Origin of the sequence: Ruegeria sp. HKCCSP346, assembly GCF_017872595.1 — a bacterium.
GTDB lineage: Bacteria > Pseudomonadota > Alphaproteobacteria > Rhodobacterales > Rhodobacteraceae > Ruegeria.
The window spans coordinates 1-16,310 of record NZ_JAEDOT010000008.1 but is presented as its reverse complement, the minus strand read 5'-3'; the positions used below and the strand labels follow the sequence as shown (position 1 = coordinate 16,310).

Sequence of the window (16,310 nt, the reverse complement as noted above, 5' to 3'; positions counted from 1 at the left end):
AGCGCTACGAAAGTACGTCAAATGTGCAGCGCGGGCGAAATCGAACATTTCAAAATCGGTAAACTATTCAGAATTCCAAGAACAGAAGTTGAGGCAATCGAACAATGCAAGAAATTACAATCGGCAGACTTAGAGGCGGTTACTGCGTTTCCTGGCAAGAAACTGGAAAGCGGCGACGCTATCAACTTAAGGCACGCACACGAAAAGAGGCGGAGGCCGAAGGTCGCTTGCGGTACATGAAGGAATCCATTGGTTCTTCCAAACTTACAGTTTCGGAAATCTGGGAAAAATACCGCGAGTACTTGGGTGATAAACCGACGTCGAAGACAATGCGCTACACAGGTAAACCGATCAAAGCTCATTTTGGAAGCATGACAGTCGAAATCATTAAAATCCAAGACTCGCGGGACTACACGAAAAGTCGTCTTAAAGAAGGACGCAAGGTCGGGACTGTTTGGACGGAGCTCGGTCATCTCAGAAGCGCCTTGTTGTGGGCTGACAGCAATGGCTTGGTTGAAAAAGCTCCTCATATCGAACTTCCATCGAAACCTGATTCAGATATTCGCCCATTGGTTCGGAGTGAAATTAGGAAACTTATCAACAACTGTGCGGCACCCCACCAGAAACTCGCGGTTATTCTTCTGTTTGCAACAGGAGCCAGAGTCGGCGCTGTTTTGGACCGCCAGTGGAAGCACATCGATTTCCGTCGCGGAACGATTGACCTGCGTCTCGATGATGGTGTGACCCGAAAGGGGCGTGCAATCGTGCCAATGAACAAAATGGCGCGGACCGCACTCGAAGAGGCGTACGCCGCTCGGCAGACCGACTGGGTCGTTGAATACAACGGTGCAGCGATCAAATCGATGAGAACCGGTTTCTACAGCGCATTAAAACGCGCAGAGATTCAAGGTGTTAACATTCATCAAATCCGACACACAGTTGCTGTTCAGATGCTCGAAGCCGGAGAAACTATCGAAAAAGTATCTGACTTCCTAGGGCATTCGAATATTCACATCACCAAGAAAATCTATGCACGTTTCCAACCAGAGCACCTTGCGTCAGCCGCTACTGCTCTGGATTTTCTAGACGATTCCTGACGTTGAGAAAGACATCTTGATGGCTCAAGTCCGCTGCGCTTTATGTGGCGGGCTTTTGGCTTTTCTCCGAAAGAAGATTGTTTTCTTGAATAGCGCAGCCGATAGCTCTCTGTTGGCTAAATAATGGCGGAGCCGAGCAAAAAGTTCATTGAACTTTGCATACGCTTCGGAAGATTTTTGGCACGACACCTGAAATTGTTGATTGTAGAGGAAAATAATGGTGGGTGATGAGAGACTCGAACTCCCGACATCTTCGGTGTAAACGAAGCGCTCTACCAACTGAGCTAATCACCCGTGATGCTGCATTTAGCCAAGCCTGCGGGCAGGTGCAAGAGGGTCTGGAAGATTTTCTTGCGTTCCTTCGCTGGCGGCCGTCCAACGGGGCATATTGTCAGCAGTAGGCCGAACAGGCGGGCGTTCGGGGCGCCTCTCGGGCTGGAAGGTGGGCAGCACATTTTAAGACGGATCGATGGAAACCGCCTTGCTCAACCTGCGACCCATCATGTGTAAATGGCCAAAGGCGCTTGCGCGCCACCGGTGACGTCCGATATCCCCAGAGAGACTGAAGCAAACCGGTCGGGAGTGTACATGACCCTATCCTTCGCCCGCCGATTTTGGATGGTGGCATTGGTCCTTGGCATGACGGCGCTGGCCCCGATTCAGGCCGGTGCAGAAGGCATTCTGGTCTTTGCAGCGGCCAGCCTCAAGACCGCATTGGATGAAATCGTTGCAGGGTACGAAAAGCAGACCGGTCAGAGCGTTTCCGTTTCCTATGCGGCGTCGTCGGTCCTCGCCCGGCAGATTCAGCACGGCGCGCCCGTGGATGTGTTTGTCTCCGCCAATACGGATTGGATGGATGTGTTGGAGCAGGACGGTTTGATCCGGGCAGACTCTCGGGTTGATCTGCTGGGCAACGGCCTGGTTCTGATCGGGGCTGAAGATCATGCGCAAGTGGGTGAGATCCAGCCCGGATATGACCTCAAGGCGGACTTGAAAGACGGCTATCTGGCCATGGCACTGGTCGACGCGGTGCCTGCCGGTATCTATGGCAAAGCTGCTTTGCAAAGTCTGAACCAGTGGGAGGCTGTGCGGACACAGGTGGCGCAGGCCGACAATGTGCGCGCTGCGCTGGCTCTGGTGGCGGCAGGGGCCGCGCCGCTTGGGATCGTGTACCAATCAGATGCCAGGGTGGAAGAAAGGGTCCAAGTCGTTGCGACATTCCCTGCCGATCTGCATCCACCGATAATTTACCCTGCGGCACTGACCCTCAATGCAAAAGAAGGAGCACACGCCTTTCTTGAACACCTGAAAACGGATGCAGCCACGGCTGTATTTCTGGAGCAGGGATTTACCCTGCCGGTCAGGTGATTGCCTTGGATTGGTTGGGGCCTGCCGAAGCAGAAGCTTTGAAGCTTTCATTGCGCGTGTCCTTTTGGGCGACGCTGGCGACTTTGCCGTTTGGGATATTTGTCGCTTATGCTCTGGCACGTTGGCGGTTTCCCGGACGGCAGGTTTTGAACGGTCTGGTGCATTTGCCTTTGATCCTGCCGCCGGTTGTCACCGGATACCTGCTGTTGCTGACTTTTGGCATTCAAGGGCCGCTGGGCCGGCTTCTGGCCGAGTTCGGGATCGTAGTGGCCTTTCGCTGGACAGGCGCGGCCCTTGCCGCCGGGATCATGGCCTTCCCTTTGATGGTCCGGGCGATACGTTTGTCGATCGAAGCGGTGGACCCGAAGCTGGAACAGGCCGGGGCAACTCTGGGCGCGTCGCGTCCGATGGTGTTTTGTACGGTGACCTTGCCGATGATTTTACCGGGTGTCATAGCCGGGGCTATTCTGGCCTTCGCCAAGGCCATGGGTGAATTTGGTGCGACGATTACCTTCGTGTCCAACATCCCGGGTCAGACGCAGACGTTGCCTTCGGCTGTCTACGCCTTTTTGCAGGTCCCAGGCGGCGAGGCAGCCGCGACGCGGCTGGTTCTGATATCGATCGTCATCGCAATGAGCGCGTTGTTGCTGTCGGAGTATGTGGGGCGGCGTGCTGCAGCTCGGGTGGCCGGATCATGAGCCTGTCTGTTCGGTTGCACCACCATCTGTCGGGGATCGATCTGGATGTCAGTTTTGATGCGCCACAGGGCGTGACGGTGCTGTTCGGGCGCTCGGGATCGGGCAAGACCACCATCGTCAATGCCGTGGCAGGGTTGCTGCGGCCCCAGGCGGGCCGTGTGGCAGTAGATGACTGGGTTCTGTTCGACACGGAACAGGGCCTGTGGCTGCCGCCGCATCGGCGTCGATTGGGATATATTTTTCAGGAAGGGCGGCTGTTCCCCCATCTGACCGTGCGCCAGAACCTTGCCTATGGGCGTTGGTTTGCGCCGAAAAACACACGCCGCGAAGACCCCGACAGGGTCATCGACATGCTGGGCATCGGTCATCTGCTGGACCGCAGACCTGCCGGGTTGTCAGGCGGTGAGAAACAGCGCGTCGCCATCGGGCGGGCCTTGTTGGCAAGCCCGCGGTTGATCCTTGCAGATGAACCGTTGGCAGCACTGGATGATGAGCGAAAAGCGGAAATCCTGCCCTATTTCGAGCGTCTCAGGGACGAGGTCTCGGTTCCGATCCTCTATGTGACCCACTCTGCCGCCGAAGTGGCCCGGTTGGCAACATCCGTTGTTGCGTTGCAGGATGGCAAGGCCGTTCGTCACGGGCCCGCATCCGAAATGCTTGCCGACCCGTCAGTGGCTCCTGCGGGAATTCGCGCCGTCGGGGCCGTGTTGCAAGTTCAGGTTGCAAAGCATCATTCCGACGGGCTGACAGAGTTGAACGCCAATGGCGCGCGGCTCTTTCTGCCTCGAATCGCGCATGAGGTCGGGGCAAACTTGCGTATTCGAATACCCGCACAGGAAGTGATCCTGTCGAACAACAAACCCGAGGGGCTTTCGGCGCTGAACGTGCTGGCCGGGACCGTGGATACGATCCGGTCGGGCGAGGGGCCGGGTGCCATCGTGTCCGTAAAGACCCCGGCGGGCAATGTGCTTGCGCGGGTTACGCGTCGCTCTGTTGCGGCCCTGAACCTGAAACCGGGCAGCACATGTTATGCCGTAATCAAGACGGTTGCGTTGGCCCCGCAGGATGTCGGCGGGCGCATTGTGGCCGGCAGCTAGGCTCAGGCGAGGGCGCGGGCTTCGTGTTCGCGCAGTATCAGGCGAGCCGCGCGCCCGAACCCGGTGCGACCCGAGGTCGGTCTGTCGGGGAATATCGAAGCCAGTTCCCGCAATGCCTCAGAGGACAGCGAATAAAGGGCCTCTTCCCCCAGAAACAGGCTCTCGGCCTGCGCGCCCTCGGCGTTCAGGATCTCATGCCGGTCCAGCAGGACGTGGAGATATTCGACCGTTTGAACCGATGTATCGATGCAGATGCCGGGCCATCCGCACAGGTGTTTGGCGGCAACCAGGGCTTCGGATGCGCCGAAAAGCAGTTCGACCTTCGGGCCTTTGACCAGGATCCTGTGCTGCTGCGACACCAGAAGGTCACGTGAGGGTTCGTTCGGCCCCAGACTGCCCGCCGAGATACGAACGGGGCGCAAAGCAGGTTCATCGCATAATCGTTCGGGTGGAATCCTGCTGCTTTCGATCCAGCGGATAGGTTGTAGACCGTGATCGGCAGTGGCCACCTTATGACCTGCTTGCAGCGTTTCGATCGCAAGCGGGCCGCTTTCAGTCTCGATCAGAGTTCCGGCCGCAAAACAGACGCCCTCGATCCTGATGATCACTTCAACCGGGTCCGGTGTGCCGGTGAATGGAAGGGTGAATGGGCCGGCTTGCGTTGTACCCGAGATGCTGATGAAGAAAGAATCGAAGACGACTTCGCCTTTGTCGAGACCATCGAAAAATGTCGGGTCGACGGTATAGGTCCACTCTCCTGTGTTCGGGTCGATCGAAGCGGTTCCGTTGGCGGGCTGTGCCGCAATCGTCCAGGTTTGCGTGACCGGATTGAAGTTTCCATTGTCCAGAGTGGGTTGCCCCGTCTCAACGTTGGGTGGAAAACCAGTCACATCCCCGGTCAGTTCACCTGTGATCGGAACCGAAACCAATTAACCCTCGCTTTGCTGCAACACGCGTTCAAATTCCTTCTTGCGATACAGGCGCATGTGAACCTCGCCCGCTTCATCCCGCGTCCATTCGACGATGCGATTGCGTGTCATGTCACTGTCCATCCGGTTGGTGCGCACACGCGGGTGCGGGATTTCCTGCTTGAGGATATCAACAATTTGGCTGGTCTGTCCAAACGGAGCCACAAGATCAATGATCCAGAAGGATGATCCGCTGGTGAAGTCCGTGTCGGAAAGGGGTTTTTCTTTCACCGCATAACGGAACTCGGCTTCGGGGTTGAGCCCGGCGAAGGTGACAAAACCACGAGGGAATCCGTGCTGCCGGAAGATATGGTACTGGCCCAGGCGAAACGGAGTTTCGAACGCGTACAAAACCTGTGCCAGACTGCGTTTCTGATGTGTTTTCGTCAAACCCGCCAGATAGAACATAGCGCCCAGATCCGCATATTTTTCCGGCGTGAAGTCGAACCAGTCTTTTGGAAACGTCTTGCTCAAAGAGATGCCCAACAGTGTAACGGGAACCAAAAGTCTACAGCGAGTGTACTGCTTTCCTGCAATATGGGTAGAATAAATTCTTTGATGTGGTCAGTGTTGCCGGCTCGTTGGCCTGTCCTGCTTTACTCGCAGGTCGTCCCGACTATGCTATTGGTATCGGACCCTTGTTTCGGGATACCTGGATTATGCGTTCATTCAAGACTCTGGCTACTGCCGTGCTTTTATCGATACCTGCGATGGCCGAGGCTGTCGGTTTCGGCCTGTCCGTTCGGCCGCAATTCCGTACGGAAATCACGCCGATGCCGGACGGTGTCTACGAGGTCAAGGCCATCGGATCCTCAGCGCCCGTGAATTATTGGTGTGGAATTGGGGATTACGCGATCCGCAGTCTGGGCGTGCCAAACAACCAACGGATCTATATCTGGCGCGCCTATGAACCCGGCGTCCGGACCGTGCAATTCTCGCTGACCCCGCCGCCGGGGGCGGATACCAAGCCGGGATATTCCATCACCGTCAGGAAAGTCGGGGCCAACATGTCGGCGTCGTCGGCGCAGAACTACTGCTATGACAACTTCATCATGGACACGTTCTGAGCGTCAGACCCATTTCGCCAATGGTGGCAGGCTCATCAGAACCGCGTCCGGATCATGTCCGGTTTCCAGTCCGAACTTGGTGCCGCGGTCATAGACCAGATTGTATTCCGCATAAAGACCGCGATGCACCAGCTGGGTGTCTTTGTCGGCGTCCAAGAAACCCTGTGCGCGCCGTTTTTCAACCAATGGCACGAAAGCGGGCAGGAAAGCCCGACCGATATCCTGAGTCAGGGCGAAATCGGCCTGCCAGTCTCCGGTGCAATAATCATCCATGAAAATACCGCCCACGCCGCGTGCGCGTTTGCGGTGGGGGATATAGAAATATTCGTCCGCCCACTCTTTCAGGCGTGGATAATGTCCGGGTCCATGCGGGTCCAGATGAGCCTTTTGGGTATCATGGAAATGCGCCGTATCGTCATCATATTCGATGCAGGGGTTCAGATCCGATCCGCCGCCGAACCACCAGGCGTGCGGGGTCCAGAACATCCGAGTGTTCATATGCACCGCCGGGACATGGGGATTCTGCATATGCGCCACGAGACTGATCCCCGAGGCCCAGAAACGCGGGTCTTCGGTCATCCCGGGAATGCCTTTGCGTGCTGCCATCGCCTGTTGTGCACGTTCGCCCAGGGTCCCGTAAACTGTCGAGACATTGACCCCGACCTTTTCAAACACGCGCCCGCCGCGCATCACGGACATCAGACCGCCCCCTGCGTCAGAGCCGTCCTCGGACTGGCGTTTGGTTTCCTTGACTTCAAAGCGGCCGGGCTTTGCGTCTGAAAACGGGCCGGTGTCGTGGCTGTCCTCCAATGCTTCGAATGCGGCAACGATGTCGTCGCGCAATTGGCGGAACCAGGCAGAGGCGGTGTTTTTTTCTGTTTCGAACATGGGTCTCAATGCGCAGGTGCGGCAACAGGGTCAAGCAATGTGCGGCCGCCGTCGATTGTCAGGATCTGGCCGGTGATGAATCCGGCTGCATCCGATGCCAGATACTGCGCGGTTTCCGTCAATTCAGTGGCCGACGCGATACGGGCAAGCGGTGTGTGCTTTTCGATATCGTCGCGGAATTCCCGGTTCTCTCTCAGTGTCGATTGCAGTGATGCACTCATGACCGAGCCGAGCGCAATCGAATTGACCCGGATGCGGTTCGGCGCCAACGCCACGGCCAGTGAACGTGTCATCTGGTCCAGCGCGGCTGTCGACACGGAATAGGCCATCAGGTCGGGATGCGTGCGGCGGGCCGCGATGGATGACAGGTTGATGATCGATCCGGAAGGGCTCTCATCGTCATCCCCGGCCTGTTTGATCATACGCTTTGCGACCAACTGGCTGAGCCGCAGCGCGGGCATCAGGTTCTGGTTCAGCAAGGTGCGCATCGAGTCGTCATCGGGATCAAGCGGATCAGACTGGATCACCTGGCGCGCGCCGTTGATCAGAATATCCACCTGATCAAACGCATCCAGTGTTGCCGACAGCAAATTGGCAATGGTCAGCTTTTCACGCAGGTCGCCTGCGAAATACCGAATATTGCCGTCTTCTGCCTGTTCCCCCAGCTCATCGACCAGACGTTTTTCATCTATATCGGCGAACATGACATTTGCGCCCGCATCCGCGAAATGCCGACCTATGGCCAGCCCGATGCCATTGGCCCCGCCTGTAACGATTGCGGTCTTGCCTGCGATGGAAAAGGACATCCGAATCCTCCTGAATTAGGGGCAGGTTAGCTGGCCTTATCGCCGAGGGCGAGAGGCCTCAAACACCTTGAACCGGTTGTCGCCGGCGGCTTCATCGACCCGAGCGAAGTGTTCGTTCAGAGTGGTTTCGTAGGGAAGGTGGCGATTGGCGACCATCCATAGGGTTCCGTTGCGCGTCAGATTGCGTGCCGCTGCTGCGATGAAACCCTGCCCCAGCGTGGGGTCGGCACTGCGTGAGGTGTGAAACGGGGGGTTCATTACAACCGTGTCCAATGGCTCTGGCGCCGTCCAAGTAACGGCGTCAGCCCAATAAAACCGGACCCTGGGGTCAGAGGCGTTGATGCGCGCGCAGGCAAGGGCCGTGTGGTCTGCTTCGACAAGATGCACGGATTTAAGGTTGTCGCGCTTCAAAAGCTCTGCGGTCAGATACCCCCACCCGGCACCCAGATCGGCCACGCGCGGCCCCAGCTTGGCAGGCAAGGCGTTCAGCAACATGGCCGAGGCGGGATCGATCCCGTCCGCTGAAAACACACCTGGTGCCGTGTGGTACCCATCGACGATCTGCGTCTTTGGCGCAGCCCAATCTGCAAAGCTGTGCGGGTCAGCCTGAAACCAGAAGATTTTTCCGTGTGCCTTGGACAGAGGCCCTTCGACCGAGACCCTTTTGCGAAAATCTTTCAGAATGCTGTCCACGCCATCGGTCTTTGCGCCATCGATCACGACAACGCCGCGGGCTCGTGAGCTGGCCAGATGGATCATCGCCCGTGCAAGCGCCTTGGCCCGCGGCAAAAACACAATTGCATCCTCGCAAGGGTTTTCTGCCTCGGGCACCGTGTCAAAGCCCTGCGCGGCAAAATGGTCATAAAAAGGTTTGAACGGCTGCACCACCTGCGCCGCATGGGGAAGCGCCGACAGATCATGGGTTGGAACAGGGCAGATCACGCTGAGGGGCGACGACAGCGACAGGCCGTTCTGCAATGCAAGTTCCAGGCGAGGGGACATGGGCAATTCCGGCAAATATGTGTGAGGGTCAGGCGAAAAGCCTTATTCTTCGCGTTCCATGGTGCATTGCAGCGGGTGCTGGTGCCGGCGGGCGAAATCCATAACCTGGCCAACTTTGGTCTCGGCAATTTCATGGCTGAAGACCCCGACGACGGCCACACCTTTTTTATGCACGGTCAGCATGATCTCGAATGCTTCTGCATGGGTCATGCCGAAGAAACGTTCCAGAACATGAACCACGAATTCCATCGGCGTGTAATCGTCGTTCAGCAACAGCACCTTGTACAAAGGCGGACGCTTGGTTTTTGGGCGCGTCTGTACCAGAACGGACGCGTCGCTGTCGTCGTCCGGTTCGTCAGACATCATCCAGGTCTTTTCCAGCATCGTAGGCAACTGTCCGATTCAGTTTTGGGGTTTATCTTCGCGCTTATATAACGTGGGGATGGCCGGTGAAAAGAGCAAGCGGACGTAAACGAGATGACTGACAAGCTGACGACAATCGGTTTCGATGCGGATGATACGCTGTGGCACAATGAGCGTTTTTTTCAGCTGACGCAGGCGCATTTTGCCGAGCTGCTGGCCGATCATGCCGACCAGGATCATCTGATGGAGCGGCTTCTGGCGGCCGAAAAGCGCAACATTCGACACTATGGCTATGGCATCAAGGGCTTTGTTCTGTCGATGATCGAAACCGCTCTCGAGGTCACGGATGACCGTGTGCCGGCCTTGGTCATTCGCCAATTGATCGAAGCCGGGCAAGAGATGCTGGCCTATCCGATCGAGCTGTTGCCCCATGCCCGCCACGCGGTGGAAGGCATGACAGGCTTGTGCCGGGTTGTCTTGATTACCAAAGGGGACCTGATCGACCAGGAACGCAAACTGGCCCAGTCGGGTCTGGGCGATCTGTTCGACGCAGTGGAAATCGTGTCTGAAAAGACCCCTGAAACTTACCGGTCGATATTTGAGCGGCATGGTGATGGCCCGGCGCGCGCGATGATGGTTGGCAATTCCATGCGATCTGATGTTGTGGCTCCGATCCAGGCAGGAAGCTGGGGGGTTCATGTCCCGCACGGCCTTGTCTGGGAGGTGGAGCATGCCGAAGCCCCGGTCGACAGTCCCCGATTCCGGGAGTTGAGGGATTTGGGCGGTTTGGCCGATCTGGTGCATAGCCTGAAGTGATGTTGCCTATTGGCCGCAGTTCCACGAAAACCCTGCCGGGTGTTGACCAAGTTCTGCCTCAATCGCGCATCTGGTGGGCTTTGGGCAGTATTTGTCTAGATATAGCCCAGTTCAGGCAACCTAACGAAACCGCGAAATGCTCAGCTTTCGGTTTATTTCACCAAGTCTCTGTGATAGTGTTTACGATAATAAAATAATTTTTGCTGACCGGGAATACCCGGCGGCGCGAGGCAGACAGAGGCAAAAATCGTGCAGATTCGGCGGATAGTTCCGGCCCGAATGGGCTTTTTTCTCATAGTGGTGTTGTGCGTGCTGGCGTTTGCGCCGCTCAGGTCCATGGCGGCACCTTACGCAGCGATGGTGATTGATGCCCGAACCGGAGAGGTTCTGCATTCGCGCAATGCTGATACAAGGCTTCACCCGGCATCGCTGACCAAGATGATGACGCTTTATATCGCGTTCGAAGCGGTGCGGAACGGTGAGATCACTCTGGATACCCCGGTTCGGATCACCAAAAAGGCGGCAGCCGAGCCACCGTCGAAGCTGGGCCTGCGCGCTGGTCAGACAATTGCTTTTCGCTATCTCATCCGCGCGGCTGCTGTGAAATCGGCCAATGATGCTGCCACGGCCATCGGTATTGCCATCAGCGGGTCCGAGGCAGCTTTTGCGCGTCGTATGACGCGAACCGCCAAGGCGATGGGGATGAGCCGCACGACCTTCAAGAACGCCCATGGTTTGACCGAGGCGGGGCATCTTTCGACCGCACGTGACATGACCACGCTGGGTCGGCATCTGCTGTATGACTATCCGCAATACTATAACCTTTTCTCGCGTCAATCGACGCATGCAGGGATCAAAACCGTTCCCAACACCAACCGTCGCCTGCTGGCGGCCTACAAAGGCGCCGACGGCATCAAAACCGGTTACACCCGTGCGGCGGGGTTCAATCTTGTGGCATCGGCAAAACGCAAGGATGAACGTATCATCGCCACCGTTTTCGGCGGAAAGTCCGGCGCCTCTCGGAATGCCAAGGTTGCCGAGCTTCTGGATTTGGGTTTCCGCCGCGCCCCGTCCCGTGCGCCCATTCGCAAACCTGCCCGACCGGCCTATGCTGGAAATACCGGATTGGGTGTCGGGACGCAGGTCGCCAGCGTGAGCGGCGCGCCAAAATCCAGTTTGCGCCCGGTTCGGCGCCCCTCCGCGTCGACGCAAGTCGCAAGCGCGGTTGCTGTGACAGCTGATGAGAATCGTGGCCGCATTAACAGCGCGATCGCGGCGGCCATTGCCGAAGCGGATATCGCACCAACGGCACCGCCGGTGGAAACATCCGATACCCGTCCGGCATTGCGCCCCGACAATCTGGTTCTGGCTTCGACGGATTCCACCAAGCAGCCAGAGCCTGAGCAGGAGGTTGTCACTCGGTTGTCTTCGTCAGGTGGGCACCTGTGGGGGGTCAATGTGGGGCGCTATACCACGCGGTATGAGGCCGAGAAGGTTTTGCTGAAAACCGCATTGTCGGAAATGACCACACTGGAAGGCACGCTGCGCAAAGTGAACCAAAGCGCGCGCGGGTTTGACGCAACCTTTCAGGGCATGACCCGCGAACAGGCGGATCTGGCCTGTCGCCGTTTGCAGGCCCGCAACGTCACCTGTTTCATGATCGGGCCATCATAAGGTTCGGCATATTCTCTCCTGAATGGGTCTGGGCTGCGGTATTCCGCAGCCCTTTTTTCAATCGAAAACGTGACCGTGCTGGTATTGTTCGTCCTGTCCGGCGGCGGCTGTCAGGGCGGCGACATTGTCCTTGGTGAAGAACCCATCATATTTGTGGCACCGCTCGATATACTCGGTAATCAGCAGGGTGTGCTTGGAGTGTTTCGAGAAGATCTGTTTCAGGTTCGGGTCGTCTTTGCACTCGCCCACCACATGGGCCAGGAACGGCACACCCTTGTCCTTCAAAGTGTTCACAACGAAATCGACGTTCTTTTCCCCGGCGCCGTGATCGCCATCCTGAATCTCGACGGCCATGTGGTGCAGACGACGGCCAAAATTGCGCACGAAATCCTCGGTCGGCATCGGCAGTTTGGCGAAGGAGTTGACGAAGGATGGCGTGTTGTTTGCGGTGAATACCTTGGCCGGAGATTTTTTGTCATCGTCCACATTGCCGTTGCGGTTCACGTTGGTCGATGAGTTCATGTCGAATATGTTGTAAGCGCCCCAGAAATAATAGGGCACCATGGTCAGAAACTCGAGGATCGCATCCTCGCGCTCGCCCGCCAGGACCCGCGTCGCAAGATGGTCGATTCCCAGCATCAGCGGGGCGATTTTGCTTTCGGTTCCAAAGGCGGCGGCCTGTTCCAGACGGGCCTGTTCCGTGTCGCTCAGTAACACGCGATCCCCAAGGCCCAGACTGTCGGTGTCGTTAAAGTCGTGGGTCGAATACCCGACGCGGTTGCAGGTGAAATCGGACGGGGTGGTGAATCGGAACCCGTCCGATGTGTAGAACGGGTTCTCGGTATCTCCGGGATATTCGAAACGTATGTTCTGATCCTCAAGTGCATGGGTCAGCGCGTCCAGATCACAGGCAGCAAATACCTCGCCTACATAGCGCGTCTGCGGTGTGTTGCGCGCCAGTGGATACATGCGATTGATGCGGGGGATAAAGTCTTCGAATCCGGGGCTGAGCGGCGCCATCAGGATCAGCGCAGGATAGTCGGGATGTGAATGCAGAACCGAGACTCTGTGGGTTCGTCCCAGATAGCTGGCGGTGTGCCGATAGGGTGTCATCACGTAAAGTTCGACCATCGTGTCGAACACCGCGTCGGGTTCGACCTGAATGATGATGGCCCGCATCGCGCCGACCTGATCCGCAATGCCCGAGCTTGTCCGGCGTTCGTAAATCTTCGGAAGGTATTCGTTGAAGAAGTCCGAGTTCTTCTTGTCGCCCCGGGGCTGATAAGACATCAGATCAAATGACATTCCACGACCTCCTTGCTCTTGCCCGCCATGGGTCAAGGCATTGTTTGAAATTGTAGTATTCAGAATATGCGTTTGCCCGCCATGCTAGGCGCTGAGGCCTGTACGGGCAACAGTCGTGAATTTGGGTTGCCGACGTTAACCCATGATGTTCAGCGGGTGAATTTCGTCACCTCGACACCGCCCCCGATCAGGCTTTCACGAACAGAACGGGCGATCTGCACCGCAGTTGGTCCGTCACCATGCAGGCAGATTGTGTCGATCGATGTTTCCAGCCGCTTGCCGCTTTCGGTGATGATCGCGCCTTCGCGGACCATGTTCAGGATGCGAGGTCCTGCGACATCCGCGTCGTGGATCACCGCGCCGGGCAGGCTGCGGTCAATCAATGTTCCGTCGTCATTGTAGGCGCGGTCGGCAAAAATCTCGCCCACCCATTTGCAGCCCAGCTCGCGCACGGCGTCTTCTTGTTTCGTCACGGCAAGAACCATCACGATGATGTCGGGATCGACGTCCAGCGCGCCCTGATAGCAGGCCCGCGCCATATCGACATCGAGCGAACACATATTGGCCAGTGCGCCGTGCAGCTTTAGATGACGAACTTTGGTGCCAACCGCTTTGGCCATGCCCATGGCTGCGCCCAACTGATACCGCACCAGATTGCGGAGGGTGTCCTGAGACAGCTTCATGTTCCGGCGGCCAAAGCCTTGCAGGTCGGGAAACCCGGGATGCGCCCCGATGCCGACACCATTCTCGGCTGCCAGCTTCATTGTCGATGCCATTACATCCGGATCACCCGCATGAAAGCCACAGGCAATATTGGCCGAGGTGATGATCTTCAGAAGGCTTTCGTCGTCGCCCATTTTCCATGGGCCAAAGCTTTCCCCCATATCGGCATTCAGATCGACGCTTGGCATCGGCACATCTCCTTAGTCGGTGGCAGAAATCACTCCGCTGATCAATTGGTAGGACAGCAAGTCCGGGATGTCATGCGGGTTACGCACCAACGCTTCGACTTTCGAGGGCAGGCGGGCAAGATCCGCCATGAATGCCGCGTGCAATTCGGTGGCTTGCTCGATGCTGACAAATTCGAACGTGATCGCTCCGCCCGCGGGTGTCTGTGCCGCGCGGGGCATATCGCTCGGCAGAACGGTCGCGATGCGGGGATACCCTCCTGTGGTCTGGCATTCGGGCAGCAGGATGAACGGGTCTCCGGTTCCGGTCATCTGGATGTCGCCCGGGGAAATAACCTCGGACAAGATGTTCAGTTGGCCAGTGGCCGCAAACCCGTCGCCGTCACTGTTGACTTGCATCCCCATCCGGTTGGCGCGTGCGCCACGATGGAATGAGGTGCGCGCAAACCGATCAAGCGTTGCGTCATCAAACAAGGACGTCTGGAAGCTGGCGACGACACGCAGAACGCCACCCGAGAAGCGTTCGGAAGGGGGCAGTTTCAAACCAGCGTCGCCTGCCTCCGCGCCACAGGTCAGCCGGTCGCCCGGCTTCACCGCTCGCCCGATCCGTGCCGTCAGGTGCGCGGATCGAGATCCAAGAAAAACCTCTGAATCGATACCGCCCCCCAAATGAAGATAGCCGTAATTGCCTTGCAGAAGCGCACCGATGACCAGCCGTTGTCCGGGCTTCAGGTGATGCGAGGCATTCCAGGCCACGGGGCTGCCATCAATGCTGGCCTGCATCTGCGCACCGGTCAATGCGATGCGCATGTTCTGTGCCGCCTCGAACGTGCCGCCCATTCCGGCCATTTCCAGCGCAGCAAGTTCCGGGCTTTGGCCGAGCAATGCTGCGCCTTCATGAAGGGCCAGTGTATCGACGGCCCCGGACCGGGACAGGCCCTGGTCCAGATAACCTGAGCGCCCCTGATCCTGGATGGTGCAAGCCGGGCCGATCTGGTGGACGATCAGGCTCATGGCGCAATCTCCTCGCAGGTTGCTCCGCCCGTGCCATCTTCGTTTTTGGCTCTGATTTGTTCCAGGTCTTCGCGGGAAATGGGTTCGAATATCAGTTCATCCCCAGGCTTGAGGGCGAATGCCTCGGTCGTCTCGGGCCGGAAACACCGAAAAGCCGTCTGCCCGACATGCCGCCACCCGGTTGGCGTCGGCCCGGAAAACAGGACAAACTGAGATATTGCAAGAACCAGAGCGCCTTCGGGCACCATGGGGGTCAGGTTTTGCAGCCGCGGAATATTGAACTCGGGGGGTAATGGCCCAAGGTAGGGTTGCCCGGGGGCGAACCCTATCGTCAAGACCCGCACGCGGGACTGGCCAAGCCGCCGTATTGCTTCTTCCGGCGCGAGACCGGCAGCAGCAGCGGCATCGTCCAGCTGGGGCGCAAGGTCGGTGCCATAGACCGTCGGAATTCGCCACAGCCTGCGGCCTGTTGGAAGTGGTGTGCTGTACCAGTCCTTCTGATCGACGAGGTCCTGAAGCTTGTGCAGCATCTGTTGGTGGGTGGTGCTTTGCGTATCGAACCGGACATATGCCGAGGCCAGCGTGGCAGAAGATTCCGTGACCTCTGCCCATTGAAGCCGATCCAGTTCAGATCGAAAGGCCAGCGCCGCTCGGTTCGCTGTCTCAGACATCGTGTCCGCAAATGTGACAAGCGCTCCGTCAAATCCGACGGTTCTGACCAGTGGGAACGTAAGGTGACGCGTCATGCCTGTCTCGCTGAAGAAGTCGAAAACGAATGTCCCAGACCAGAACTCATCTCGGTGGGATGTTCAAGATTGGTGTTCAGAATGTTGGCACGCTCAAGGTGTGGTCGGAATCATGTAGACCCCCTCGGCATGATGCAGTTCGAAATCTGGCCTTTAGGGTTTTCAATGCAGATTCTGGCAGAGTCCCGAGTCGATTCACGGGCTTGAGTCGCGCGGCCTTGTGTTCAGTGTCGGTCGATTCCCTATATATAGTAGTGCCATCTTGTGTCTTCCGGGTTGTGTCGTGGCCATCCGATGGAGAGAGTCCCGACCGACACAGGAAAGGTGAGCTTTCGACGCTTGTAATATGCTGTTTTTAAATGGTTATCTAAGAATTTTCAAAAAAATGCTCTGCGGCGTCATTTTCCGCTTGCGGGATTTGTTTGTTATACTTAGAACCCCCTTCACCGGCGCTGCTGAGGCGCTGGGACGCGGCGGAAGCGGCGGTTACGCT

The 16,310-nt window shown here is 57.5% G+C and carries 17 protein-coding genes and 1 tRNA gene; 7 read left to right on the top strand and 11 right to left on the bottom strand.

From position 1 onward, the window contains the following. Positions 1-104 precede the first annotated feature (104 nt). Positions 105-1,097 (top strand): site-specific integrase, encoded by a 993-nt coding sequence (locus I9185_RS17510; protein ID WP_210093710.1) that lies wholly within the window; start codon positions 105-107, stop codon positions 1,095-1,097. 218 nt (positions 1,098-1,315) lie between these two features. Here I9185_RS17510 and I9185_RS17505 read toward each other — a convergent pair. Then, a tRNA-Val gene (locus tag I9185_RS17505) sits at positions 1,316-1,391 on the bottom strand. A 294-nt stretch (positions 1,392-1,685) separates the two neighbouring features. Between I9185_RS17505 and modA the strand changes: the two genes are divergently transcribed. From modA to modC, 3 genes are read left to right on the top strand one after another with little or no spacing between them, the layout of a single operon-like run. Next, a complete protein-coding gene (modA, locus tag I9185_RS17500; RefSeq protein ID WP_245223627.1) occupies positions 1,686-2,465 on the top strand; it encodes a molybdate ABC transporter substrate-binding protein in 780 nt (259 codons plus the stop codon). A gap of 5 nt (positions 2,466-2,470) precedes the next feature. Next, positions 2,471-3,163, top strand: a complete 693-nt coding sequence (gene modB / locus I9185_RS17495; RefSeq protein ID WP_152456975.1) for a molybdate ABC transporter permease subunit — start codon at positions 2,471-2,473, stop codon at positions 3,161-3,163. After that, the gene (modC, locus tag I9185_RS17490; RefSeq protein ID WP_210093709.1) at positions 3,160-4,260 is read left to right on the top strand and encodes a molybdenum ABC transporter ATP-binding protein; all 1,101 of its coding nucleotides are present in this window, start codon (positions 3,160-3,162) and stop codon (positions 4,258-4,260) included. The genes modB and modC overlap by 4 nt, the downstream gene beginning before the upstream one ends. A 2-nt stretch (positions 4,261-4,262) precedes the next feature. Here the strand turns inward: modC and I9185_RS17485 are convergent, their stop codons facing one another. Together I9185_RS17485 and I9185_RS17480 are read right to left on the bottom strand one after the other, a co-directional pair. Next, entirely contained in the window at positions 4,263-5,189 is a 927-nt protein-coding gene (locus I9185_RS17485) for a Hint domain-containing protein (RefSeq protein ID WP_210093708.1), read from the bottom strand. After that, positions 5,190-5,702 (bottom strand): toxin-activating lysine-acyltransferase, encoded by a 513-nt coding sequence (locus I9185_RS17480; RefSeq protein ID WP_210093707.1) that lies wholly within the window; start codon positions 5,700-5,702, stop codon positions 5,190-5,192. 185 nt (positions 5,703-5,887) lie between these two features. Between I9185_RS17480 and I9185_RS17475 the strand changes: the two genes are divergently transcribed. After that, positions 5,888-6,295 (top strand): hypothetical protein, encoded by a 408-nt coding sequence (locus I9185_RS17475; RefSeq protein ID WP_210093706.1) that lies wholly within the window; start codon positions 5,888-5,890, stop codon positions 6,293-6,295. A 3-nt stretch (positions 6,296-6,298) separates the two neighbouring features. Here I9185_RS17475 and hemF read toward each other — a convergent pair whose 3' ends face one another. The 4 genes from hemF to clpS are packed head-to-tail and all read right to left on the bottom strand — an operon-like array spanning position 6,299 to position 9,375. Further along, complete coding sequence (gene hemF, locus I9185_RS17470; protein ID WP_210093705.1) at positions 6,299-7,183, bottom strand: oxygen-dependent coproporphyrinogen oxidase; 885 nt, start codon at positions 7,181-7,183, stop codon at positions 6,299-6,301. 5 nt (positions 7,184-7,188) lie between these two features. Then, positions 7,189-7,989, bottom strand: a complete 801-nt coding sequence (locus I9185_RS17465) for an SDR family oxidoreductase (protein ID WP_210093704.1) — start codon at positions 7,987-7,989, stop codon at positions 7,189-7,191. 36 nt (positions 7,990-8,025) lie between these two features. After that, positions 8,026-8,991: a class I SAM-dependent methyltransferase gene (locus I9185_RS17460; RefSeq protein WP_210093703.1), complete on the bottom strand. Its 966-nt coding sequence runs from the start codon at positions 8,989-8,991 to the stop codon at positions 8,026-8,028. Positions 8,992-9,033: 42 nt separating this feature from the next. Then, complete coding sequence (gene clpS / locus I9185_RS17455) at positions 9,034-9,375, bottom strand: ATP-dependent Clp protease adapter ClpS (protein ID WP_152456986.1); 342 nt, start codon at positions 9,373-9,375, stop codon at positions 9,034-9,036. A 93-nt stretch (positions 9,376-9,468) separates the two neighbouring features. On the opposite strand from clpS, the gene I9185_RS17450 reads away from it, so the two are divergent. Then, positions 9,469-10,170, top strand: coding sequence for an HAD family hydrolase (locus I9185_RS17450; RefSeq protein ID WP_210093702.1), 702 nt, complete (start codon positions 9,469-9,471; stop codon positions 10,168-10,170). A gap of 279 nt (positions 10,171-10,449) precedes the next feature. Beyond that, positions 10,450-11,844, top strand: a complete 1,395-nt coding sequence (locus I9185_RS17445) for a D-alanyl-D-alanine carboxypeptidase family protein (protein WP_210093701.1) — start codon at positions 10,450-10,452, stop codon at positions 11,842-11,844. Between the two features lie 57 nt (positions 11,845-11,901). Here I9185_RS17445 and I9185_RS17440 read toward each other — a convergent pair whose 3' ends face one another. The 4 genes from I9185_RS17440 to I9185_RS17425 form a co-directional block, all read right to left on the bottom strand. After that, a complete protein-coding gene (locus tag I9185_RS17440; RefSeq protein WP_171637978.1) occupies positions 11,902-13,149 on the bottom strand; it encodes a hypothetical protein in 1,248 nt (415 codons plus the stop codon). Between the two features lie 149 nt (positions 13,150-13,298). Continuing rightward, positions 13,299-14,060, bottom strand: a complete 762-nt coding sequence (locus I9185_RS17435) for a 5-oxoprolinase subunit PxpA (RefSeq protein WP_210093700.1) — start codon at positions 14,058-14,060, stop codon at positions 13,299-13,301. A 12-nt stretch (positions 14,061-14,072) separates the two neighbouring features. Continuing rightward, positions 14,073-15,071 carry a biotin-dependent carboxyltransferase family protein gene (locus I9185_RS17430; RefSeq protein ID WP_210093699.1) on the bottom strand — a complete coding sequence of 333 codons (999 nt, stop codon included), beginning with the start codon at positions 15,069-15,071 and terminating at the stop codon, positions 14,073-14,075. Continuing rightward, positions 15,068-15,817: a carboxyltransferase domain-containing protein gene (locus I9185_RS17425; RefSeq protein ID WP_209835343.1), complete on the bottom strand. Its 750-nt coding sequence runs from the start codon at positions 15,815-15,817 to the stop codon at positions 15,068-15,070. Before I9185_RS17425 ends, I9185_RS17430 begins: the two co-directional genes overlap by 4 nt. Positions 15,818-16,310 lie beyond the last annotated feature (493 nt).